Origin of the sequence: Streptomyces tritici, from assembly GCF_048500665.1 — a bacterium.
GTDB classification, from domain to species: Bacteria; Actinomycetota; Actinomycetes; order Streptomycetales; family Streptomycetaceae; genus Streptomyces; species Streptomyces tritici.
Map to the genome: position 1 here is coordinate 3,791,630 of NZ_CP183183.1, position 21,572 is coordinate 3,813,201.

The window sequence follows — 21,572 nt, forward strand, 5'->3', positions numbered from 1 at the left end:
GTCAGTGCAGGCTGTGTCCGGCGTCGTCGAGTTCGAGCTGCGGCCGGCCGGTGACGACCAGCCAGGCGGGCAGGGTGGCCAGGCAGAGCAGCGCGAGCATGGCGGGGGAGGCGGCGAGCACGGCGGCGGTGAACAGGCTCACCCAGCCCTGCCGGGTGGTCGCGAGCAGCACGCCGAGGACGCCGGAGGCCAGCGCGACCGCCGGGTGGACCTCCGGTACGAGGGCGTGCGCGAGGAGGCCGAAGGCGGAGCCCACGAAGACGGCGGGGAAGATCCGGCCGCCCCGGAAGCCGCAGGCGGCGGCGATCAGCAGCGCGGCGAGTTTGACCACGGTCAGTTTCGCCAGCTCCCCGGCGGACCAGGCGTCCACGTCGGAGGTCAGCTCCCGGACCTCGTCCAGGCCCTTGAAGAGCGTCAGACGGCCGCCGAGGGCGCCCAGAAGCCCCAGCAGCAGGCCGCCGAGCGGCAGCATGACCATCGGGTGGCGCAGCCGCCGGAAGGCGGCGTGGAGCGGCGGGAAGGCGTAGCAGCCGACGAGCCCGAACAGCGCCGCGAGGGTCGCGATCACCAGGGAGGCCAGCAGGTCGCCCCAGCCCGGGTGGGTGAGGACCGGCAGGTCCATGGCGAAGGTGGGGTGTGCCACGAGGGTGGTGGTCATCGCCCCGGCCCCGGCGGCGGCCAGCGGCGCGAACAGCCGGTCCCACAGCGAGGCGCGCCCGGGTCCGGGCTGCTGGGTGAGCGCCTCGGAGATCACCAGGGCGGCCGCGACCGGGGTGCCGAACAGGGCGCCGATGGTGGCGGCGGAGGCCAGCGCGACCCACAGGGCCCCCGGCACGGCGGGCGCGGCGCGGCGGCCGAGCCAGTAGGCGAGGGCGATGTTGGCGGCGATGATGGGGTTCTCGGGGCCGAGGCTCACGCCGCCGGCGAGGGCGAGCATGGTGGCCGCCAGCAGGCCGGGCACGGTGCCGGGCGGGGCGGGCGGGCCGCCGAGCCCGGTGGTCGCGGGGTCGGCGCCGGCGTGCCCGTACCCCTTCCAGACGATCAGGCCGACCGCGATGCCGGTGGCGGTGAGCATCGTGATCATCCAGAGGGAGGAGTACCGGCCGATGCCCAGGGCGTCCGGCACCGTCTCCCAGAGCACGTCCCGGAGGCTCTCGGCGAGGCCGCTGACCGTCAGGAACAGCAGGCTCGCCAGGACGCCGACCACGATCGCGGGCAGCAGCAGCCGGAGCAGGACGCGTGCCGGCGTCGCCGGACGGGCGTGGGCGGGGGACGCGGCCGGGGCGGCGGCGTCCCCCGGGGCGGCTGAGGGGCTGTCAGGGACCACCGCCCCACCATAAAGGGGCGAATCCGGCATAACATCCCGAGAATTCGGGCTTGAACCTCACGCCGCGTGAGGCGGCACGCTGGATCTCGAACGCGCGAAGGGAGCGGGAGACAGTGAGTTACTCCGTGGGACAGGTCGCCGGTTTCGCCGGGATCACGGTGCGCACGCTGCACCACTACGACGAGATCGGACTGCTCTCCCCGAGCGCGCGCAGCCACGCGGGACACCGGCGCTACGACGACGGCGACCTCGACCGGCTGCAGCAGATCCTGTTCTACCGGGAGCTCGGCTTCCCGCTGGACCAGGTCGCGACCCTGCTCGACGATCCCGAGACGGACCCGCGGGAACACCTGCGGCGCCAGCACGAACTGCTCACCTCGCGGATCGCCGAGCTCCAGAAGATGGCCGAGGCCGTCGAGCACGCCATGGAGGCGAAGAAGATGGGCATCAACCTCACGCCCGAGGAGAGGTTCGAGGTCTTCGGGGACAACGACCCCGAGCAGTACGCGGAGGAGACCGAGGCCCGCTGGGGCGACACCGACGCGTACAAGGAGTCGCAGCGCCGCGCGGCCCGCTACACCAAGGCGGACTGGCAGCGCATGCAGGACCAGAACGCCGACTGGGGCCGCCGCTACGACGCGCTCATGTCCGAGGGCGAGCCCGCGGACGGCGAGCGCGCCATGGACCTCGCCGAGGAGCACCGGCGGCACATCCACGACTGGTTCTATCCGTGCGACCACCGGATGCACACGTGCCTGGGCGACATGTACGTGGCGGACGAGCGCTTCACGGCGTTCTACGACGCCATCCGCCCCGGCATGGCCGCCCACCTGCGCGACGCGATCCACGCCAACGCGCGGCGCAACGGGCACACCCCGGAGGCCGGCTAGTCCGTGCGGGGGACGGCGCAGCCGGCGCGCCGCCCCCGCACGGCTCAGCCCTTCGGCTCGATCACCACGGCCGTGCCGTACGCGCACACCTCCGTGCCCACGTCCGCGGCCTCCGTCACGTCGAAGCGGAACATCAGCACCGCGTTCGCCCCGCGGGCCCGCGCCTGCTCCACGAGGCGCTCCATCGCCTGGTTGCGGGTCTGCACCAGGGTCTTCGTCAGGCCCTTCAGCTCGCCGCCGATCATGGACTTCAGACCCGCGCCGATCTGGCTGCCGAGGTGCCGGGACCGGACGGTCAGGCCGAAGACCTCGCCGATCACCTGGCGGACCTCGTGGCCCGGGACGTCGTTCGTCGTGACCACCAGGACGTCGGAGTGCGGGCCCTGACCGCCGCCGTACTCGTCGATACTCATGGCGACAGACTCGCCCCGGAGCGTGCGCGCCGCATCCGGGCGTGACCGGCCGGGAACCCCGGGGCCACCCGTGGAACCCGGGCCGTTCGGCAAGCGTTGGTACCTTGGGGCGGCCGTCCCCGCCCCCGCACGCGAGTCTGGAGCCCGCAACCCGTGAACACGCTTGCCCTCGGCCCGAGCTGGCTGGACCCCGACTATCTGATCCAGACCTTCGGTCTGATCGGCGTCCTGGTCATCGTCTTCGCCGAGTCCGGACTCCTGATCGGCTTCTTCCTGCCCGGCGACTCGCTGCTGTTCACCACCGGCCTGCTGGTCACCACCGGCAAGCTGGACACCCCGCTGTGGCTGGTGTGCACCCTCATCGTCGCCGCCGCGATCATCGGCGACCAGGTCGGCTACCTCTTCGGCCGCAAGGTCGGCCCCGCCCTGTTCAAGCGCCCCGACTCCAAGCTGTTCAAGCAGGAGAACGTGGAGAAGGCGCACGTCTTCTTCGAGAAGCACGGCCCGAAGTCGCTGATCCTGGCCCGCTTCGTGCCGATCGTGCGCACGTTCACGCCGATCATCGCCGGTGTGAGCCGCATGAACTACCGCTCGTTCATCACGTTCAACATCATCGGCGGCGTGCTCTGGGGCGCCGGCGTGACGCTGCTCGGCGCCTCCCTCGGCAAGATCCAGTTCGTGCACGACCACATCGAGGCCATCCTCATCCTCATCGTGCTGATCTCCGTGATCCCGATCGTGATCGAGGTCCTGCGGGCCCGTTCCCAGGCCAAGAAGGCCGAGGCGGCCGAGGGCGCCCAGCGCGGCCGCCACGCCAAGCGGTAGCCGTCGCATACGGGTACGGGCCCCGCGGAGCCGGGGCCCGCGTCCGGACCCTCTAGAAGCCGCGCGTGCGCTTCGCCGCGCGGCGCACCCCGCCGAAGCCCGGGGCCCGCATGAACATGCGGGCCAGCTCGCCGCCCAGGTTCACCCCGATCGCGATCGCCAGGGCCAGCGCCGCCGCCTTCGCCAGCGAGGTGAAGCCCTGGTCCAGGTTGTTCTGCGCGATCGCAAGGACACCGAAGTACGTCGCCGAACCCGGCAGCAGCGGCCCGATCGCCGCCGTCACGTACGGCAGCGAGGACGTGTGCTCGTACCGGGCGATCAGCTGGCCGAACAGACCCACCAGGCCGGCCGCCACCGCCGTCGCCATCACCGACGAACCGTTCGCCGTCACCGCGATCGAGGCGTACACCACCCAGGCCACGCCCCCGTTCAGCGTCGCGAACCACACCGTCGCCCGGCTCTGCTGCAACAGGATCGCGAACGTCAGGCACAGCAGCATCGCCGCCGCGATCTGCACCACCGGCCGCTCGACCGGCTGCAGCGCCCCCTCCGGGTTCAGATTGGCGTCGAACTGCACGGCCACGTACAGCACCGACAGCACGCCCACCACGATCGCCACGAAGAAGTACCCGACCTCCAGCAGCCGCGCCGAGGCCGTGATGTAGAAACCGGTCAGGCCGTCCTGCACCGCCGAGACCAGCGCCCGCCCCGGGATCAGCGCGAACAGACCGCCGGTGATCACCGCCGAGGGCCGCAGATCCGCGTGCAGCAGCGTGAGCAGCGCCCCCAGCGTCGCCGGCGGCATCGCCGCCACCAGGAACTGGTAGAACTCCGGCAGCCCGCGCCCCGCGCACAGCCACGCCAGCCGGTCGCCGAGGATCGCGCCGAGCGCCGCCACCAGGAACACCGTCAGATCGCCGCCCAGCAGCACCGACGCCGCCCCCGCCAGCACACCCGCCGCCAGCGTCAGCACCCAGCCCGGGTACGGGTGCCGGTTGCGGCGGATCACCGCGAGCCGCCGGTACGCCTCCTCCGGCGAGACGTCGTGGTCCGGCGCGTTGATGTCGGCGAGCAGGTGGTACACCGCTTCCAGGCGCGTGTAGTCCGTGCCGCGCCGGCGCACCGTGCGGTTCGCCGTCACCGGGGCGTCCACCAGCGACGGCTGGTACGTGATCGACAGCAGCGTGAACGTCACGCCCGGCTCGCAGCGGTCGAGCCCGTAGCTGCGGCAGATGGCCAGCATCGCCGCCTCGACGTCCTCCGCGCCCTCGCCGCCGGCCAGCAGCAGCTCGCCGATGCGCAGCGTCAGGTCCAGCACGCGCGGCACGTTCGGCCCCGAACCGCCCTCGGCCGCCGCCTGCTCCGGCTCGGGACGTTCCGCGGCCGGCAGCCGCAGCATGGTCCGCATCCGGTCCTGCCACGGCGCGTCCTTCGACAGCCGCACCATCGGGAAACCCTGCGCCGGGGTGAACGCCGGCGGGGTGCTCTTCGCCGTGTACCCCGACGGAGTGGCGAAGGCCGACCCCTCCTGCTCGGGGGCGGGCTCCGGCTCCGGGGCCGCCACGCCCTCCGGCACCGCGAACTCGGAGGTCGGGTGGTCCTCCTCCGGCGGAGGAGGCTGCTCGACCCCTGCGGGCGGCGTGAACGCGCTGTGCGCCTCGTCCGACCGCGGCTTGCGGTCCTCCGCGGTCTCGTCCGGGCCCTCGGGGCCCTCCGGACTCGCCACCACTCGCTCCGCCTTCACTCCCTGTCCGGCACCCGGTCCGCCCGGCCTCGGTCGGTCCCAGTATGAACGCGCGACGGGCGGCGCACCCGACGCGGGTGCGCCGCCCGTCACGGACAGCGGAAGGGGACGGGCTCAGTGGCCGCCCTGCTCCTGGAAGCGCTTGTACGACTTCTCGACCTCGGCCTCGGCCTCGGTGCGGCCGACCCAGTCGGCGCCCTCGACCGACTTGCCCGGCTCCAGGTCCTTGTAGACCTCGAAGAAGTGCTGGATCTCCAGGCGGTCGAACTCCGGCACGTGGTGGATGTCGCGCAGGTGCTCCATGCGCGGGTCCGTCGCCGGGACGCACAGCAGCTTGTCGTCGCCGCCGGCCTCGTCGGTCATGCGGAACATGCCGACGGCGCGGCACTTGATCAGGCAGCCCGGGAAGGTGGGCTCGTCGAGGATCACCAGCGCGTCCAGCGGGTCGCCGTCCTCGCCGAGGGTGTTCTCGACGAAGCCGTAGTCCGTCGGGTAGGCGGTCGACGTGAAGAGGCGGCGGTCGAGGCGGATGCGGCCGGTCTCGTGGTCGACCTCGTACTTGTTGCGGGACCCCTTGGGGATCTCGATGAGAACGTCGAACTCCACGGGTGGCTCCTCCTGAATCAACACATGTCCATGCTCGCGACGGCGCGCGGTGATTAAGTGTCCCTCACGCAGGTGTGTGATCGCGAAAGGGGCTGGTCAGCCATGCCGGAGCCGAGACTGTGGCAGCTCACGGCCGGCTCGGCCGTCCTGGGGCTCGTCCTGGCCGCCGGAGCGGTGGCCGCGGCCGGTCCCTGGGACAACGGTCAGCGTAAGGCCGAGCGCGCCAGGGCAGCCGCCGTGGAACCGACAGGTGGCGCACATCACGCCGCCGCCCGCGCCGCGAAGGGCCTGCCGCCCGCTCCGGAGCCCGCCCCCAGCGCCCCGGCCGTCCTTGCCGCGCTCGGACCCGGCGACCCGGCGCCCGCGGCCGCCGGCCGCCCCAAGGACCTCGCCGCCGTCCTCGTACCGCTGCTCGGCGACCCCGGCCTCGGCCCGCTGCGCACCGCCTCCGTCGTCGACGTGACCACCGGCCGGCAGCTGTACGGGCAGGGCGCCGCCACCCCGATGACGCCCGCCTCCACCATCAAGATCGCCACCGCGGCCGCCGCGCTCAGCGCCCTCGGCCCCGGCCACCGCATCCCCACCACCGTCGCCGCCGCCCCCGACGGCCGCCGGGTCACCCTCGTCGGCGGCGGCGACCCGACCCTCGACCGCGCCGGCCTGCGCGCGCTGGCCGCCGGCACCGCCCGCGCCCTGCGCGACCGCGGCAGTACCCGCGTCACCCTCACGTACGACGCCTCCCTCTACGCAGGCCCCGCCGTGCACCGCATCGGCCCCAACGAGAACCTCGCCCCGGTCAGCGCCCTCATGCTCGACGAGGGCCGCACCGACGGCTCCACCAGCGGGCCCGCGCCGCGCAGCGCCGACCCCGCCCGCGACGCGGCCGCCGCCTTCGCCGACCTGCTCACCCGGGCCGGCGTCACCGTCCACGGCGCCCCGGCCCCCGGCCGCGCCCCCGCGAAGTCGGCCGTCGTGGCCAGGACGTACTCGCGTCCGCTCGCCGCCCTCGTCGAGCGGACGCTCACGAACAGCGACAACGACCTCGCCGAGGCCCTCGCCCGCCAGACCGCCGTCGCGGCCGGGAAGCCCGCGAGCTTCGCCGGGGCCGAGCAGGCCGTCCGCGCCCGCCTGAAGGCGCTCGGCGTCCCCCTCGCCGGGGCCCGTCTCGCCGACGGCAGCGGCCTCGACCGCACCGACCGGCTCTCCGCCGCCGCCCTCACCGCCGTGCTCACCCGCGCGGCCGACCCGGCCCGCCCCGAGCTGCGGCCCGTCCTCACCGGACTGCCCGTCGGCGGCTTCACCGGCACCCTCACCGGCCGCTACGACGAGCCCGGCACCGCCCCCGGCGCCGGCGCCGTCCGCGCCAAGACCGGCACCCTCACCGGTGTGAACACCCTCGCCGGCACCGTCGTCACCGCCGACGGCCGGCTCCTCGCCTTCGCCTTCCTCGCCGGCCGCACCGCGTCCCCGTACACCGCCCAGCCCGCCCTCGACCGGCTCGCCGCCGCGCTGGCTCCGAACGGCTGACCGGACCGCGCCCCGGCGGCCGACCGGCGCGAACCCTCACCGAACGCGCCCCGAGAACGTACGGTTGACGCATGACGAGCATCGGTGGTGCCGAGATGGTCGACTGGAACCTCGCGGTCGCGACCGCGACCCGGCTGGTGCGCCCGGGCCCGGAGGTGAGCCGCGACGAGGCCCGCGCGGTCGTCGCCGAACTCCGCCGGCACGCCAAGGCGTCCGAGGAGCACGTACGGGCCTTCACCCGCATGATCCCCGAGGGCCACGAGCCGGAGGACACGCCCGTCCTCGTCGTCGACCGGGCCGGCTGGATCCGCGCCAACGTCGCCGGCTTCCGCGAACTGCTCTCCCCGCTCCTGGGCAAGATGCAGGAACGCCGCGCCGGAACCCCGGGCGGCGCCGTGCTCGGCGCGGTCGGCGGCAAGGTGACCGGCGTGGAGCTCGGGATGCTCCTGTCGTTCCTCGCCTCCCGCGTCCTCGGCCAGTACGAGACCTTCGCCCCCGCCGGCCGGGACCTGCCCGCCTCCGACGGCGGCGGCCGGCTGCTCCTGGTCGCCCCCAACATCGTCCACGTCGAACGCGAACTCGCCGTCGCCCCGCACGACTTCCGGCTCTGGGTCTGCCTGCACGAGGAGACCCACCGCACCCAGTTCACCGCCGTGCCCTGGCTGCGCGACCACCTGCAGGGCGAGATCCAGGCCTTCCTCGCCGCCACCGACGTCGACCCCGCCACCGTCCTCGAACGGCTCCGGCAGGCCGCCCAGGCCTTCGTCGGCGGCCGGCCCGAGGGCGAGGAGGGCGAGCCGACCCAGTCCCTCGTCGAGATCGTCCAGACCCCCGAGCAGCGCGAGATCCTCGGCCGGCTCACCGCCGTGATGTCCCTGCTCGAAGGCCACGCCGACTACGTGATGGACGGCGTCGGACCCCAGGTCGTGCCCTCCGTCCAGGAGATCCGCGAGAAGTTCCAGCAGCGCCGGGCCCGTGGAGCCTCCCGCCTCGACCTCGCCCTGCGCCGGCTGCTCGGCCTCGACGCCAAGCTCCGCCAGTACCGCGACGGCGAGCGCTTCGTCCGCGCGGTCGTCGAGCAGGTCGGCATGGACGGCTTCAACCGGATCTGGACCTCGCCGAACACCCTGCCCACCAAGGCGGAGATCGCCGAACCCGCGGACTGGGTGGCGAGGGTGCACCGTAAGGCAGACTCGTGAGTCTGGTGAGGCCGATGACGGAAGAAAGCGCGGGCCATCACCCATCCGAGGGACCGTAGGCGAGGGGTAAGGCGTGCAATGCTCGGGTAACGGCCGAGTTCTGTCACCATCGACGCACTCTGAGTGACCGAACCCCGACTTCCGACCGTTAAGACTCCGACCGAGCAACCCCTCCCCTCTCCACGAAGGGCACCGGACATGGGTCCCCATCCTGCGGTCGCGGCGATACGCCTGGCGGTCCGCCGCGTACTCCACGACGTCATCACCGAACACCAGGCGGCACACCCGGCCGCCCACCCCCAGCAGCCCCATCGGCCCGGGCAGCAGCCCCCGCTCGTGCTCGTGGCCTGCTCCGGGGGCGCCGACTCCATGGCGCTCGCCTCCGCGCTCGCCTTCGAGGCCCGCAAGCTGGCCGTCCGCGCCGGCGGCATCACCGTCGACCACGGCCTCCAGGAGGGCTCCGCCCTGCGCGCCGCCGAGGTCTGCGTCCGCATGACCGCGCTCGGCCTCGACCCCGTCGAATCCGTCGCCGTGACCGTCGGCCGCGAAGGGGGCCCGGAGGCCGCCGCCCGGGACGCCCGGTACGCCGCCCTCGACGCCGCCGCCGACCGGTACGGAGCCGCCGCCGTGCTCCTCGGCCACACCCGCGACGACCAGGCCGAAACCGTCCTGCTGGGCCTCGCCCGCGGCTCCGGCATCCGCTCCCTGTCCGGCATGGCCGCCGTCAGCGGCGCCGACGGGCGCTACCGCCGCCCCTTCCTCCAGCTCGACCGGCAGACCGTCCGCAAGGCGTGCGTCGCCCAGGAACTCGCCGTCTGGGACGACCCCCACAACACGGACCCCGCCTACACCCGCTCCCGGCTCCGCCACGAGGGCCTGCCCGCCCTGGAGAAGGCCCTCGGCAAGGGCGTCGTCGAGGCCCTCGCCCGGACGGCCCAGCTCTCCCGCGACGACGCCGACGCCCTCGACACCTGGGCCGCCGACGCGGAGGCCGCCGTCCGCGACGAGACCGGGTTCCTCGAGTGCGCCAAACTCTTCGGCCTGCCCCCCGCCGTGCGCCGCCGCGTCCTGCGCCGCGCCGTCATCGCCGAGGGCGCACCGGCCGGCTCGCTGTTCGCCCGGCACATCGAGGAAGTCGACCGGCTGATCACCGGATGGCGCGGCCAGGGCGCCATCAATCTGCCCGGACGCGTCGAGGCACGACGCCAGGGTGGCAGACTGGTCATCCGGCAAGGCTGACGCAAGCTGCAACGAAAGTGACCCGGGTGAACGAGAAGGACATGGGCACCGACCTCAAGTCGGTGCTCATCACCAAGGAAGAGATCGACGCGAAGCTGGCCGAGCTGGCCGCGAAGATCGACGCGGAGTACGCGGGCAAGGACCTGCTCATCGTGGGCGTCCTCAAGGGCGCCGTGATGGTGATGGCGGACCTGGCGCGCGCGCTGTCCACCCCCGTCACCATGGACTGGATGGCCGTCTCGTCGTACGGCGCCGGCACCCAGTCCTCCGGTGTGGTGCGCATCCTCAAGGACCTCGACACCGACATCAAGGGCAAGCACGTCCTGATCGTCGAGGACATCATCGACTCCGGCCTGACCCTGTCGTGGCTGCTGTCGAACCTCGGCTCGCGCGAGCCGGCCTCCCTGGAGGTCTGCACCCTGCTGCGCAAGCCGGACGCCGCGAAGGTCGCGATCGACGTGAAGTGGATCGGCTTCGACATCCCCAACGAATTCGTCGTGGGATACGGCCTCGACTACGCGGAGAAGTACCGCAACCTCCCCTTCGTGGGCACGCTCGCCCCGCACGTCTACGGCGGCTGAGGCGACTCGGCCCGCCACGGACGCCGCACGGGAACCCGCGCCGCCCTCCCGCCGTTGAACCGGACGAAGGCGGTCGCGGGTGCCCCTGCTGAGGTACCGTCCGAAGGACAGCTTTTCTCATAGGCTTTTTCTCAGAGCAGCATTTACCTACGGGCAGGAGGGACGGAGCGATTTCGCTCCGTATGGATGGACGTGAAGCGATACTTCCGTGGGCCGGTCATGTGGATCGTGCTGGCCGTCCTCGCCGTGGTCGTGTTGATGCAGGTCGTCGGCTCGTCCGGCGGCTACAAGACGGTGGACACCGCCAAGGTCGTCCAGGCGATCGACGACAACCAGGTCGACCAGGTCAAGCTGACCACCGGCGACGATCAGATCATCAAGGTCGAACTCAAGAACGGCGCCGACAAGAACAAGTACGGCGGCAGCGAGAAGATCCAGGCGAGCTACATCGGCACCCAGGGCGCCGACCTCGCCGCCACCCTGCAGAAGAAGTACGCGGCCGGTGAGATCGAGAACGGCTACACCGTCTCGCCCTCCAAGCAGTCGCCCTTCGTCTCGGTGCTGCTCTCTCTGCTGCCCTTCGTCCTCATCGTGGTCGTCTTCCTGTTCCTGATGAACCAGATGCAGGGCGGCGGCTCCCGGGTCATGAACTTCGGGAAGTCCAAGGCCAAGCTCATCACCAAGGACACCCCGAAGACGACCTTCGCCGACGTCGCGGGCTCGGACGAGGCCGTCGAGGAGCTCCAGGAGATCAAGGAGTTCCTCCAGGAGCCGGCGAAGTTCCAGGCCGTCGGCGCCAAGATCCCCAAGGGCGTGCTGCTGTACGGCCCGCCCGGCACCGGCAAGACGCTCCTCGCGCGCGCCGTCGCCGGCGAGGCCGGTGTGCCCTTCTACTCGATCTCCGGCTCCGACTTCGTCGAGATGTTCGTGGGTGTCGGCGCCAGCCGCGTCCGCGACCTGTTCGAGCAGGCCAAGGCGAACGCCCCGGCCATCGTCTTCGTCGACGAGATCGACGCCGTCGGCCGGCACCGCGGCGCGGGCCTCGGCGGCGGCCACGACGAGCGCGAGCAGACGCTGAACCAGCTGCTCGTCGAGATGGACGGCTTCGACGTCAAGGGCGGCGTCATCCTGATCGCCGCCACCAACCGGCCCGACATCCTCGACCCGGCCCTCCTGCGCCCCGGCCGCTTCGACCGGCAGATCGCCGTCGACCGCCCGGACATGCAGGGCCGTCTGGAGATTCTCAAGGTCCACCAGAAGGGCAAGCCGGTCGCCCCGGACGTCGACCTGGGCGCGGTCGCCCGCCGCACCCCCGGCTTCACCGGCGCGGACCTGTCCAACGTGCTCAACGAGGCGGCGCTGCTCACCGCCCGCAGCGATCAGAAGCTGATCGACAACAAGGCGCTGGACGAGGCGATCGACCGCGTGGTCGCGGGCCCGCAGAAGCGGACCCGGATCATGTCGGACAAGGAGAAGAAGATCACCGCGTACCACGAGGGCGGTCACGCCCTGGTCGCGGCGGCCTCGCCGAACTCCGACCCGGTCCACAAGATCACCATCCTGTCCCGCGGCCGGGCCCTGGGCTACACCATGGTCCTGCCCGACGAGGACAAGTACTCGACCACCCGCAACGAGATGCTCGACCAGCTGGCCTACATGCTGGGCGGTCGCGCGGCCGAGGAACTGGTCTTCCACGACCCGACCACGGGCGCCGCGAACGACATCGAGAAGGCCACCGCCACGGCCCGCGCGATGGTCACCCAGTACGGCATGACCGAGCGCCTCGGCGCGATCAAGTTCGGCGGCGACAACACCGAGCCGTTCCTCGGCCGGGAGATGGCGCACCAGCGCGACTACTCGGAAGAGGTCGCCGCGCTCGTCGACGAAGAGGTCAAGAAGCTCATCGAGACCGCGCACAACGAGGCCTGGGAGATCCTGGTCGAGAACCGCGACGTCCTGGACAACCTGGTCCTCGCGCTCCTCGAGAAGGAGACCCTCGGCAAGGAGGAGATCGCCGAGATCTTCGCCCCGATCGTGAAGCGCCCGGCCCGCCCCGCGTGGACCGGCTCCGCCCGCCGCACCCCCTCGACCCGTCCGCCGGTCCTCTCCCCCAAGGAGCTGGCCCTGACGAACGGCGCGACCCCCGCGGCCACGGTCGACACCACCAAGGCGATCGAGGTCGCCCCGGAGGAGACCCCGGAGGCGTAGCGCCCCCGGACCCGGAATGGAAGCCGCGCCCCCACAGGTTCTAGCCTGTGGGGGCGCGGCTCTTTTCGCGCCAAGTCAGACAGACGGAACGAGGCACAGATGACCGACCCGGTGACGCTGGACGGCGAGGGCAGGATCGGCGAGTTCGACGAGAAGCGCGCCGAGAACGCCGTACGGGAGCTCCTCATCGCGGTCGGCGAGGACCCGGACCGCGAGGGGCTGCGCGAGACGCCGGCGCGGGTGGCGCGGGCGTACAGAGAGCTTCTCGCGGGGATGCACATGGAGCCCGAGGACGTCCTGACCACGACGTTCGACCTGGGGCACGACGAGATGGTCCTCGTGAAGGACATCGAATTCGTTAGCTTCTGCGAACATCATTTGCTGGCGTTCCATGGCGTTGCTCACGTGGGCTACATCCCGGCCGAGACCGGCAAAATCACAGGCCTTTCCAAGCTGGCCCGACTGGTCGACGTTTTCGCCCGCCGCCCCCAGGTGCAGGAGCGGCTTACAACGCAAATCGCTGATTCGCTGATGCGAATCCTTGAGGCGCGGGGTGCGATCGTCGTCATCGAGGCCGAGCACATGTGCATGTCGCTCCGTGGCATCCGTAAGCCGGGCGCGAAGACGACGACCTCGGCGGTGCGAGGGCAACTTCGTGACGCTACTACACGAGCTGAGGCCATGTCCCTGATATTGGCCCGTTAGGGGACAGTCGTCCGTCTTGCTCCATACCGTCCTCGATCAGTGGAGTTGATCGCTGATCAAGGGGGTCGGTATGGGGTACGGGCTGACCAGCAAGATGCTGGTGAACTTGGTAGACGGCTGGGCTCAGGCGAAGAACGTGGCTTCCGGCAGTGTGCTGTGGACACTGGACGGTGACCGGACGGTGCAGACCACCGTCGCGGACGTGACGGCGGTCAAGGGGCGCGAGGCCGTTGAGGTGGTCACGGACCATACAGCGTTTCAGGCCAGCCCCGATGTGCTACTGGCCACGCCGGACGGCTGGACACACGCCGCAGATGCGGCGGGGACGACTGTCGCCTGGACGCATGCGAGGAAGCTGTGCCGGGAGCGGTTGACGATCTGGCCGGGGTACGAGTTCGGCTACTTCGTGGGCGCCACGTGTGCGGACGGCACGGTCGGGAAGAACTACGTGTCGCTGATCGTTAACGAGGAGTGGTTCGCGTCGCGGTACGCGGCCGCGCTGACTGCCTGTACTGGCCTGCCCGCGCGCCTGGAGGCGGTGACGCGTCCGTCTGGCTTCCTCAAGCGCGATCTGCCGGGCTTCCGCGTCCGGATGGTCTCCTCGTACCTCTCGGACGCCATGCGGTCCTACGTGGGTGGTGACGCCCACCACATGCGGCAGGGCTTCCCTCGGGTAGTGCTGAGGGACATCACGACCTTCCAGGGGTTCCTGGACGGATACATTGATGGTGACGGCTGCGACATCAAGCATGGCTGGGGCCGCATGATCACGAGCGCCAATGTTCCGTTCCTGGTCGAGCTGGCACGGATCATCGGAGCGCGGTTCACGCCGTCGAAGCGAGGCCTGGCATCGCAGCTCTACGTGTCGAACCGCTGGCAGAGCCGCGGCACCTTCGTGCCTGAGCATCACCCCCTCGACCCGCCCGAGTCCTCGTGGGTCCAAGTCCGCGAAGTCCGCCCCCGCCCCGCACTCGGGGCCAAGCCCTTCACGTTCTACAGCTACCGGCTTGCACCGCACCCCACGTTCCTGGTGAACGGGCACCTTGTGCGGGAGCCGTGGTAGGCGGGCCGCTACGACGCCGACGTGGCCGTGCCGCCGCCCGTGCCGTTCTCGTCCTCGGGGAGGCGGCAGACGCGCTCCAGGAACAGGGCCGCCGCGATGACCGCGATGCCCGCCACGACCGAGAAGCCGGCGTAGACGGCCTGGTCGCGGCGGGCCGGGATGTCGAGGGAGCCGAGCAGGAAGACGCCGGCGCCGCCGTACATGCCCGAGACCAGGGCGGCCACCAGGGCGCTGGCCTGGCCGAAGACCACCGCACGGGCCGCCATCAGGGGCTCGACGCCCTTGGCGCCCGGACGGCGGTCCCGCTGGGCCTTCAGGCGGGAGCGGATCGACAGGGCCGTGGCGGACAGGACCGCCGCGATGGCCGCGAGCACGATGGGCGCGGCGAGCGGGACGCTCGGCAGGGTGCCGAAGGAGTCCCAGAGGCGGGCCGCGCCCCAGGAGAGGATCCCGGCCCCGAGGAACAGCCCGGCGAGGACCTTCAGCCGTAGTTGTTTCACCGGGTGCCCTTCGTGGTCGGTCGTCGGCTCAGCTCTCGCTGAGCGTAACGGCTACTCGGGCAGTCGGAGTTCCAGGTCCGGGCGGGCTTCGACGCCGGCCCGGCCGACGGCGGCCAGGAGCTCGGCGACGGGGCCGTGGCCGGCGAGCCGCGCCTCGGGGTCCACGTCGTGCCAGGGGGCCAGCACGAAGGCGCGCTGGTGGGCGCGGGGGTGCGGCAGGGTGAGGACGGGGTCGTCGGAGACCACGTCGGCGTACGCGACGATGTCGACGTCGATGGTGCGGGCGCCCCAGCGCTCCTCGCGGACGCGGTGGAAGGCCTCCTCGACGGCGTGGGCGCGCTCCAGGAGCGAGGACGGCGGCAGGGTCGTCTTCACGACGACGACCGCGTTGAGGTAGGAGGGCTGGCTGCCGGGCTCGACGCCCCAGGGCTCGGTCTCGTACACGGGGGAGACGGCCTTGACCCGGACGCCGGGGGTGTCCTCCAGGGCGTCGACGGCCCCCTGGAGGGTCTCCAGGCGGTTGCCGAGGTTGGCGCCGAGGGCGAGGACGGCCCGTTTGGGGTTGGACAGGGTGCTGTCCGCGGCGTCGACGGTCGCGACCACGGAGGCCGGTACGGGCTGCACGGTCGGGTCGCTGTGCGTGGCGTTCATACGCGGCTCCGGGTGATGGTGACGGTCACGTCGTCGAAGGGCACGGTGATGGGGGCGTCGGGCTTGTGCACGACGACCTCCACCTCCTGGACGCCGGGGTGCTTGAGGCACTGCTGGGCGATCCGCTCGGCGAGCGTCTCGATCAGGTCGACCGGCTCGCCCTGCACCACGTCGACGACCTCCTCGGCGACGACGCCGTAGTGCACCGTCTTGGTGAGGTCGTCGTCGGCCGCGGCGGGGCGGGTGTCCAGGCCGAGGACCAGGTCCACGATGAAGGTCTGGCCCTCCTCGCGCTCCTTGGGGAAGACGCCGTGGTGCCCTCGGGCCTTGAGGCCGCGCAGCGCGACACGATCCACGCGAATCACTCCTGCTGTCGTAGGTCGGTGCACACACCGGCCGGGTGCGGACGGCCGGGTGTCCACTTCGAATCTACCTGCGGGGTCCGACAGCGTTGTCCCATGGGGGCGTGGCCGAGGGCCGCGGAGGTTGAAGGTCGCGCCTACCCCACGCCTGCGATTCCAATCCCCGGGTTGCTCCGGAGGGCCGTACGACCTGCTCAGGAGCCGCCTTCGGAGGGGGTCTCGTCCTCGTCCTCGGTGAGCACCGGGGAGGCGTGGTGGGACCAGAGCTTCCAGCCGTCGGCTGTGCGGCGGAACACATTCGTGGCGACGACGAGCTGTCCCACGAGCGGGCCGAGTTCGCCCTCGTCCTCGGCGGGGCCGCCGCTGAGGATGTTCTCGGTGCAGGTGACGACGGCCACGTCGCCGGCGAGGGAGACGCGGACGTCGGTCAGGAAGAACTGGATGTACTCGGTGTTCGCCATGATCACCGCGTACGAGCGGAGCACCTGGCCCCGGCCGAAGAGCATCGGCCAGCCGGGGTGGACGCAGGAGATCCCGGAGTACGGGGGGCCGTCCGCGTCGGAGATCCAGAGGGCGGAGACCGTCTCCAGGTCGCCCCGCTCCATGGCCTCGTAGAAGGCGGTGTTGGCGGCCGTGACCGCCTCGGTCTCGGTCTCGTGGGTCACCGTGCTCCCTCGACGGCGCGGGCGACCCGGACGGCGTCGGCGGTGGCCCGGACCTCGTGGACGCGGACGGCCCAGGCGCCCTCGTGGGCGGCTATCGCGGAGACGGCGGCGGTGGCCGCGTCGCGCTCCCGGGCGGGCGGCGGTGCGCCGTCCGGCCCGGCGAGCACGGCGCCGAGGAAGCGCTTGCGGGAGGCGGCGACCAGGAGCGGCCGGCCCAGTGCCCGGAAGTCCCGCAGGTGCGCCACGAGGGCCAAGTCGTGCGGGGCGAGCTTCGCGAAGCCGAGGCCCGGGTCGAGGACGACGCGCTCGGGGGCGACGCCGCCGTCGACGACGGCCTCCATGCGGGCGCGCAGTTCGGCCAGGACCTCGCCGACGACGTCCTCGTAGACGGCGAGGTCGTTCATGTTCTCGCTGAAGCCGCGCCAGTGCATGACGACGAAGGGGACCTCGGCGGCGGCGACGGCGGGCACCATCCGCGGGTCGGCCAGGCCGCCGCTGACGTCGTTGACGAGGGTGGCGCCGGCCTCGACGGCACGGGCGGCGACGGTGGCGCGCATGGTGTCGACGGAGACGGTGACGCCTTCGGCGGCGAGGCCGCGGACGACGGGGACGACCCGGCGCAGCTCTTCCTCCTCGTCGACGCGGGTGGCGCCGGGACGGGTGGACTCGCCGCCGACGTCGACGAGGTCGGCGCCCTCGGCGACCAGGTCGAGGCCGCGTTTGACGGCTGCCGTGGTGTCGAACCAGCGGCCGCCGTCGGAGAAGGAGTCCGGCGTCACATTGACGACGCCCATGACCGCACAGCGGTCCCACTCCGGCAGGCCCCAGGCCGTGCCCCGTCCGCGCAACGTACTCATACGTCCAGCGTAGGGCCCGCCCTTCGGACGGGCCCCACGGGCCGTTGCACGCCCGGCCCCCCGACCGGGCGTACGGTCACGCCGCGCGCGCCTCCTGCTCGGCGACGGCCCGGCCGATGTGGGCGCAGGGCCGGGGCGCCGGTGCGGGGCGGCGGCGGGCGAAGGGGCGGGGCAGGGCGAGGGTGACGAAGCCCTCGGCCTGCATGGCGGCGAAGCCGATGCGGGGCAGGTCGCGGCTCTTGCGGTAGACGACGAAGCGCGGTTCCCAGCGGGGCTGGAACTTGGCGTTGAACTTGTACAGCGACTCGATCTGGAACCAGCGGGAGAGGAAGACCAGCAGGCCGCGCCAGACGCGGAGCACCGGGCCCGCGCCGATCTTCTCGCCGCGGGCGAGGGCGGCGCGGAACATGGCGAAGTTGAGGGAGACCCGCTCGATGCCGAGGCGCGGGGACTCCTGCAGGGCGGCGACGATGAGGAGTTCGTTCATGCCGGGGTCGGCGGAGCGGTCGCGGCGCATGAGTTCCAGGGACATGCCGTCGGGGCCCCAGGGCACGAAGTGGATGATCGCCTTCAGGTCCCCGTACGGGGAGTCTGCTTCCTCGGCGGAGTCCGCCCTGTGCGCGGTGGCGATGACGGCGTCGCCGTCCGCCGGGTCGCCTATGCGGCCCAGGGCCATGGAGAAGCCGCGCTCGGTGTCGGTGCCGCGCCAGTCGGCGGCGGCGCGGCGGATGCGGTCGAGCTCGTCCTCGTCGAGGTCACGGGCGCGGCGGACGCGGGTGGTGTAACCGTTCCGTTCGATGCGCTTCACCATCTGCCGGACGTTGCGCATGGCCCGTCCGGAGAGGGAGAAATCCTTGACGTCCACCACCGCCTCGTCGCCGAGTTCGAGGGCGTCGAGGCCGGTTTCGCGGGTCCAGACCTCGCCGCCGGTCTCGGAGCAGCCCATGACGGCAGGGGTCCAGGAGTGGGCCTTGGCCTCGTCCATGAAGCGCTCGATGGCGCCCGGCCAGGCCTCGACGTCGCCGATGGGGTCGCCGCTGGCGAGCATCACGCCGGAGACGACGCGGTAGCAGACGGCGGCCTTGCCGCTGGGGGAGAAGACGACGCCCTTGTCGCGGCGGAGCGCGAAGTGGCCGAGGGAGTCGCGGCCGCCGTGCTTGGCGAGCAGGGCGCGCAGCCGGGCCTCGTCGTCCTCGGTGAGCCGGGCGGCCGGGTGCTCGGGCCGGAAGGCGAGGTAGACGGTGGTGAGGGCGGTGAGCATGCCGAGCGCGCCGAGCGAGTAGCCGACGACCCAGTCGGCGTTGCCGGTGTAGCCGATGGGGCCCTCGATGCCGACGAGTCCGTACAGGACGTGCTCCAGGCGGTCGGTCAGGCCCGGGCTGCCGATGATGCGGCGCGGGTGCGCGCTGACGACGACGAGACCGAGGGCGAGGGAGCCGGCGCCCATGAGGACGAAGTTGGCCAGCGCCTTCCAGCGGCTGCGTGGGTCGGGCAGGGCGGCGAACTGGTCGCGGTGGCGCAGCAGCAGGACCAGCAGCGCGAGGGACAGCAGCGCGCCCAGGACGGAGTGCCGCCAGGTGAACTGGGCGGCGGCGCCCACCGGGAGGAGCACGACCGCGGCCCGCCAGGCGCGGCGCTTGTTGCGCTTGAGGCCGTGGGCGAGCAGCAGGAGCAGGACGCCGGCGCTGAGGGAGAGCGCGGCGGACAGCGGGCCGAGGGTGCCGGGCAGCACCTCGGCGAGGGCGTGCATGCGGCTGGCCCGGAACCGGGGGAAGACCCCGGCGGCGATGTCGATCAGACCGATGACCGAGCAGGCCGTGCCGACGAGGGACGGCACCGCCTCGGGTCGCGGTCCGCTGAGGATCCGTCGTACCCAAAGCGGAACCGATCGTGATTTGTCCCCATCTACCGTGACAGACATCGCTTCCCGTGGCTCCGCGAGAGTTTGTGGCTCCGGCGGCCAGCGGGCCCTGCCGGAGGAGTTGCGCCCTCTAGGACGGCGCTTCGCGGAGGCGGGTTCACTCGCTCACAGGAAAATCTCACGAAGAAAGTTCGATCGCCTCATGGGTCTCACCAGCAACAAGGTCCTGGCGCTGGCGGTCACGCTGGCCGTGGTGTGCTTCGTCGCCACGGTCTGGCTGTGGCCGCGGCTCTCGCGCCGGAACTGGCGCGCCGTGCTCGGCCGGGTCGGCCTGCTGCTCGCGACCCAGCTGATGCTGTTCGCCTCCGTCGGGCTCGCGGCCAACAAGTCCTTCCTGTTCTACGGCTCCTGGGCGGACCTGTTCGGCCAGGAGCAGGAGCTCGGCGTGGTCGTCGACCACGGGGCGGGGAAGAACGGCGTGAAGGTGGTCGGCACCCAGCGGCTGGACGTGCCCGGCGGGCAGCGGCCCGCGGTCGGCGGCCAGATCCAGAAGGTCGTGGTGACCGGCGCGAAGTCGGGGATCACCAGCCCCGCGTACGTGTACCTGCCGCCGGAGTACTTCCAGCCGGCGTACGCGAAGGCCACCTTTCCGGCCTCGGTCGTCCTGACGGGTTATCCGGGCACGGCGGAGAACCTGCTGAAGGGCCTGAAGTACCCGCGGACCGCCTACCAGCAGGTGAAGGACGGGAAGATGCGGCCGATGGTCCTGGTCATGCTGCGGCCGACGGTCGCCCCGCCGCGCGACACCGAGTGCGTGGACATCAAGGGCGGCCCGAAGACCGAGACCTTCTTCGCCCAGGACCTGCCGACGGCCGTCTCGGCGACGTACCGGGTCGGCACGAAGGCGCGGAACTGGGGCTTCATCGGCAACTCGACCGGCGGCTACTGCGCGCTGAAGATCGCCCTGCACCACCCGGAGCGGTACGCGGCGGGCGCCGGCCTGTCGGCGTACTACAAGGCGGCCGAGGACGTGACGACGGGCGATCTGTTCCACGGCGACGAGCGCGCCCGCAAGCGGGCCAACCTGCTGTGGAGCCTGAACCACCGGCCGCAGGGCCGCTCCTCGTTCCTGGTGACCTCGTCGCGGGAGGGCGAGGGGAACCTCAAGGGGACGCTGGAGTTCATCAAGCGGGTCAAGGCCCCGGCGCGGGTCTCCTCGATCATGCTGGACAGCGGCGGCCACAACTTCAACACCTGGAACCGCGAGATCCCGCCGACCCTGGTGTGGATGAGCGGCCGCCTCAGCGCGAGCTGACGGCCCCGGCGCCCACGGAGCGGCGCAGGGCCCGGTGCAGGGCGGCCGCGGTGAGCACGCCCAGCTCGCGGCCGTCCTGCTCCGGGTCGGTGACCGCGACGTGGTCCGCGTCGTGGAGCAGGAGCGCGGACAGGGCGTCCTTGAGCGGCGCGCCGAGGGGGACGGCGGGGGCGCCCGGCCCGGACTTCCCGCGCTCCTCCAGGTCCTGACGGGTGATCGGGGTGACGGCGAGCCGCTTGAGGCCGCGGTCCCGGCCGACGAAGTCGGCGACGTACGCGGTGGCCGGAGCGCCGAGCACGGCGGCGGGGGTGTCGTACTGCTCGATGCGGCCCTGGCCGTAGACGGCGATGCGGTCGCCGAGGCGGACCGCCTCCTCCAGGTCGTGGGTGACGAGCAGGACGGTCTTGCGGACGGTGGCCTGGAGGTTCAGGAACTCGTTCTGCAGCCGCTCGCGGACCACCGGGTCGACCGCGCCGAACGGCTCGTCCATCAGGAGCACCGGCGGGTCGGCGGCGAGGGCGCGGGCCACGCCGACGCGCTGGCGCTGGCCGCCGGAGAGCTGCTCCGGGTAGCGGTGGCCGTACGTGCCCGGGTCCAGGCCGACCAGGTCGAGGAGTTCGGCGGCGCGCTCCCGGGCGTGCTTCTTCTTCCAGCCGAGCAGGGCGGGCACGGTCGCGGTGTTGTCCAGGACGGTGCGGTGCGGGAAGAGGCCGACCTGCTGGATGACGTAGCCGATGCGGCGGCGCAGGGCGACCGGGTCGACGCCGGCGACGTCCTCGCCGTCGAGCAGGATCCGGCCCGCCGTGGGTTCGATCAGCCGGTTGACCATCTTCATGGTGGTCGTCTTGCCGCAGCCGGACGGCCCCACCAGCGTGACCACTTCGCCCTCGGCGACCTCGAAGGAGAGGTCGTCGACCGCCGTGGTGCCGTCGGCGTACCGCTTGGTCACGTGCTCGAACCGGATCATGCGCCCCATTGTGGCCGCTCGCCCGGGGGAGCGTGTGAAGGGCGTGTTGCCGCCTCGTGGCGGTCCT

The 21,572-nt window shown here is 72.1% G+C and carries 21 protein-coding genes; 10 read left to right on the plus strand and 11 right to left on the minus strand.

Annotated features, from left to right (window positions below; translation table 11 throughout):
* Nucleotide 1: 1 nt before the first annotated feature.
* Entirely contained in the window at nt 2-1,327 is a 1,326-nt protein-coding gene (locus tag ACNJ93_RS17625; protein WP_418958357.1) for an ion channel protein, read from the minus strand.
* Nucleotides 1,328-1,440: 113 nt separating this feature from the next.
* Here ACNJ93_RS17625 and ACNJ93_RS17630 point away from each other — a divergent pair, with 113 nt between their 5' ends.
* Nucleotides 1,441-2,217: a MerR family transcriptional regulator gene (locus ACNJ93_RS17630; protein WP_418958358.1), complete on the plus strand. Its 777-nt coding sequence runs from the start codon at nt 1,441-1,443 to the stop codon at nt 2,215-2,217.
* A 44-nt stretch (nt 2,218-2,261) separates the two neighbouring features.
* Here the strand turns inward: ACNJ93_RS17630 and ACNJ93_RS17635 are convergent, their stop codons facing one another.
* Entirely contained in the window at nt 2,262-2,630 is a 369-nt protein-coding gene (locus tag ACNJ93_RS17635; protein WP_418958359.1) for a YbjQ family protein, read from the minus strand.
* Nucleotides 2,631-2,783: 153 nt separating this feature from the next.
* On the opposite strand from ACNJ93_RS17635, the gene ACNJ93_RS17640 reads away from it, so the two are divergent.
* Nucleotides 2,784-3,455: a DedA family protein gene (locus ACNJ93_RS17640; RefSeq protein ID WP_418958360.1), complete on the plus strand. Its 672-nt coding sequence runs from the start codon at nt 2,784-2,786 to the stop codon at nt 3,453-3,455.
* 52 nt (nt 3,456-3,507) lie between these two features.
* Here the strand turns inward: ACNJ93_RS17640 and ACNJ93_RS17645 are convergent, their stop codons facing one another.
* Nucleotides 3,508-5,184 (minus strand): threonine/serine ThrE exporter family protein, encoded by a 1,677-nt coding sequence (locus ACNJ93_RS17645; protein ID WP_418958361.1) that lies wholly within the window; start codon nt 5,182-5,184, stop codon nt 3,508-3,510.
* 129 nt (nt 5,185-5,313) lie between these two features.
* Nucleotides 5,314-5,805 carry an inorganic diphosphatase gene (locus ACNJ93_RS17650; RefSeq protein WP_418958362.1) on the minus strand — a complete coding sequence of 164 codons (492 nt, stop codon included), beginning with the start codon at nt 5,803-5,805 and terminating at the stop codon, nt 5,314-5,316.
* Between the two features lie 102 nt (nt 5,806-5,907).
* Between ACNJ93_RS17650 and dacB the strand changes: the two genes are divergently transcribed.
* From dacB to ACNJ93_RS17685, 7 genes are all read left to right on the plus strand, one after another.
* Complete coding sequence (gene dacB, locus ACNJ93_RS17655) at nt 5,908-7,332, plus strand: D-alanyl-D-alanine carboxypeptidase/D-alanyl-D-alanine-endopeptidase (protein ID WP_418958363.1); 1,425 nt, start codon at nt 5,908-5,910, stop codon at nt 7,330-7,332.
* Between the two features lie 71 nt (nt 7,333-7,403).
* Entirely contained in the window at nt 7,404-8,531 is a 1,128-nt protein-coding gene (locus ACNJ93_RS17660; RefSeq protein ID WP_418958364.1) for a zinc-dependent metalloprotease, read from the plus strand.
* Between the two features lie 198 nt (nt 8,532-8,729).
* A complete protein-coding gene (gene tilS, locus ACNJ93_RS17665; RefSeq protein ID WP_418958365.1) occupies nt 8,730-9,770 on the plus strand; it encodes a tRNA lysidine(34) synthetase TilS in 1,041 nt (346 codons plus the stop codon).
* A 41-nt stretch (nt 9,771-9,811) separates the two neighbouring features.
* Nucleotides 9,812-10,351, plus strand: coding sequence for a hypoxanthine phosphoribosyltransferase (gene hpt / locus ACNJ93_RS17670; RefSeq protein WP_132917781.1), 540 nt, complete (start codon nt 9,812-9,814; stop codon nt 10,349-10,351).
* Between the two features lie 186 nt (nt 10,352-10,537).
* Nucleotides 10,538-12,559: an ATP-dependent zinc metalloprotease FtsH gene (ftsH, locus tag ACNJ93_RS17675; RefSeq protein ID WP_418958366.1), complete on the plus strand. Its 2,022-nt coding sequence runs from the start codon at nt 10,538-10,540 to the stop codon at nt 12,557-12,559.
* Nucleotides 12,560-12,658: 99 nt separating this feature from the next.
* On the plus strand, nt 12,659-13,264 hold the full coding sequence (folE, locus tag ACNJ93_RS17680; RefSeq protein ID WP_418958367.1) for a GTP cyclohydrolase I FolE: 606 nt from the start codon (nt 12,659-12,661) through the stop codon (nt 13,262-13,264).
* Nucleotides 13,265-13,334: 70 nt separating this feature from the next.
* A complete protein-coding gene (locus ACNJ93_RS17685; RefSeq protein ID WP_418958368.1) occupies nt 13,335-14,327 on the plus strand; it encodes a hypothetical protein in 993 nt (330 codons plus the stop codon).
* Between the two features lie 8 nt (nt 14,328-14,335).
* Here the strand turns inward: ACNJ93_RS17685 and ACNJ93_RS17690 are convergent, their stop codons facing one another.
* From ACNJ93_RS17690 to ACNJ93_RS17715, 6 genes are all read right to left on the minus strand, one after another.
* Nucleotides 14,336-14,827, minus strand: coding sequence for a DUF3180 domain-containing protein (locus ACNJ93_RS17690; protein ID WP_418958369.1), 492 nt, complete (start codon nt 14,825-14,827; stop codon nt 14,336-14,338).
* 51 nt (nt 14,828-14,878) lie between these two features.
* A complete protein-coding gene (folK, locus tag ACNJ93_RS17695) occupies nt 14,879-15,478 on the minus strand; it encodes a 2-amino-4-hydroxy-6-hydroxymethyldihydropteridine diphosphokinase (RefSeq protein WP_418958370.1) in 600 nt (199 codons plus the stop codon).
* Nucleotides 15,475-15,834 carry a dihydroneopterin aldolase gene (gene folB, locus ACNJ93_RS17700; protein ID WP_418958371.1) on the minus strand — a complete coding sequence of 120 codons (360 nt, stop codon included), beginning with the start codon at nt 15,832-15,834 and terminating at the stop codon, nt 15,475-15,477. Before folB ends, folK begins: the two co-directional genes overlap by 4 nt.
* Nucleotides 15,835-16,034: 200 nt before the next feature.
* A complete protein-coding gene (locus ACNJ93_RS17705; RefSeq protein WP_418958372.1) occupies nt 16,035-16,505 on the minus strand; it encodes a nuclear transport factor 2 family protein in 471 nt (156 codons plus the stop codon).
* Nucleotides 16,502-17,362, minus strand: a complete 861-nt coding sequence (gene folP / locus ACNJ93_RS17710; RefSeq protein WP_418958373.1) for a dihydropteroate synthase — start codon at nt 17,360-17,362, stop codon at nt 16,502-16,504. Before folP ends, ACNJ93_RS17705 begins: the two co-directional genes overlap by 4 nt.
* Nucleotides 17,363-17,438: 76 nt before the next feature.
* Nucleotides 17,439-19,283: a phosphatidylglycerol lysyltransferase domain-containing protein gene (locus ACNJ93_RS17715; RefSeq protein WP_418958374.1), complete on the minus strand. Its 1,845-nt coding sequence runs from the start codon at nt 19,281-19,283 to the stop codon at nt 17,439-17,441.
* A 142-nt stretch (nt 19,284-19,425) separates the two neighbouring features.
* Between ACNJ93_RS17715 and ACNJ93_RS17720 the strand changes: the two genes are divergently transcribed.
* Nucleotides 19,426-20,538, plus strand: coding sequence for an alpha/beta hydrolase (locus ACNJ93_RS17720; RefSeq protein WP_418958375.1), 1,113 nt, complete (start codon nt 19,426-19,428; stop codon nt 20,536-20,538).
* On the opposite strand, the gene ACNJ93_RS17725 is transcribed toward ACNJ93_RS17720, so the two are convergent.
* Nucleotides 20,525-21,505, minus strand: a complete 981-nt coding sequence (locus ACNJ93_RS17725; protein ID WP_418958376.1) for an ABC transporter ATP-binding protein — start codon at nt 21,503-21,505, stop codon at nt 20,525-20,527. The genes ACNJ93_RS17720 and ACNJ93_RS17725 overlap by 14 nt on opposite strands.
* Between the last annotated feature and the right edge of the window lie 67 nt (nt 21,506-21,572).

Bases quoted from the DNA above. Each gene is read 5' to 3' on its own strand.
- ACNJ93_RS17660 (WP_418958364.1), top strand. From the start codon at position 7,404: ATGACGAGCATCGGTGGTGCCGAGATGGTCGACTGGAACCTCGCGGTC.
- ACNJ93_RS17635 (WP_418958359.1), bottom strand. From the start codon at position 2,630: ATGAGTATCGACGAGTACGGCGGCGGTCAGGGCCCGCACTCCGACGTC.
- hpt (WP_132917781.1), top strand. From the start codon at position 9,812: ATGGGCACCGACCTCAAGTCGGTGCTCATCACCAAGGAAGAGATCGAC.
- tilS (WP_418958365.1), top strand. From the start codon at position 8,730: ATGGGTCCCCATCCTGCGGTCGCGGCGATACGCCTGGCGGTCCGCCGC.
- ftsH (WP_418958366.1), top strand. From the start codon at position 10,538: ATGGACGTGAAGCGATACTTCCGTGGGCCGGTCATGTGGATCGTGCTG.
- dacB (WP_418958363.1), top strand. From the start codon at position 5,908: ATGCCGGAGCCGAGACTGTGGCAGCTCACGGCCGGCTCGGCCGTCCTG.
- folP (WP_418958373.1), bottom strand. From the start codon at position 17,362: ATGAGTACGTTGCGCGGACGGGGCACGGCCTGGGGCCTGCCGGAGTGG.
- folE (WP_418958367.1), top strand. From the start codon at position 12,659: ATGACCGACCCGGTGACGCTGGACGGCGAGGGCAGGATCGGCGAGTTC.
- ACNJ93_RS17725 (WP_418958376.1), bottom strand. From the start codon at position 21,505: ATGATCCGGTTCGAGCACGTGACCAAGCGGTACGCCGACGGCACCACG.
- folK (WP_418958370.1), bottom strand. From the start codon at position 15,478: ATGAACGCCACGCACAGCGACCCGACCGTGCAGCCCGTACCGGCCTCC.
- ACNJ93_RS17715 (WP_418958374.1), bottom strand. From the start codon at position 19,283: ATGTCTGTCACGGTAGATGGGGACAAATCACGATCGGTTCCGCTTTGG.
- ACNJ93_RS17685 (WP_418958368.1), top strand. From the start codon at position 13,335: ATGGGGTACGGGCTGACCAGCAAGATGCTGGTGAACTTGGTAGACGGC.
- ACNJ93_RS17720 (WP_418958375.1), top strand. From the start codon at position 19,426: ATGGGTCTCACCAGCAACAAGGTCCTGGCGCTGGCGGTCACGCTGGCC.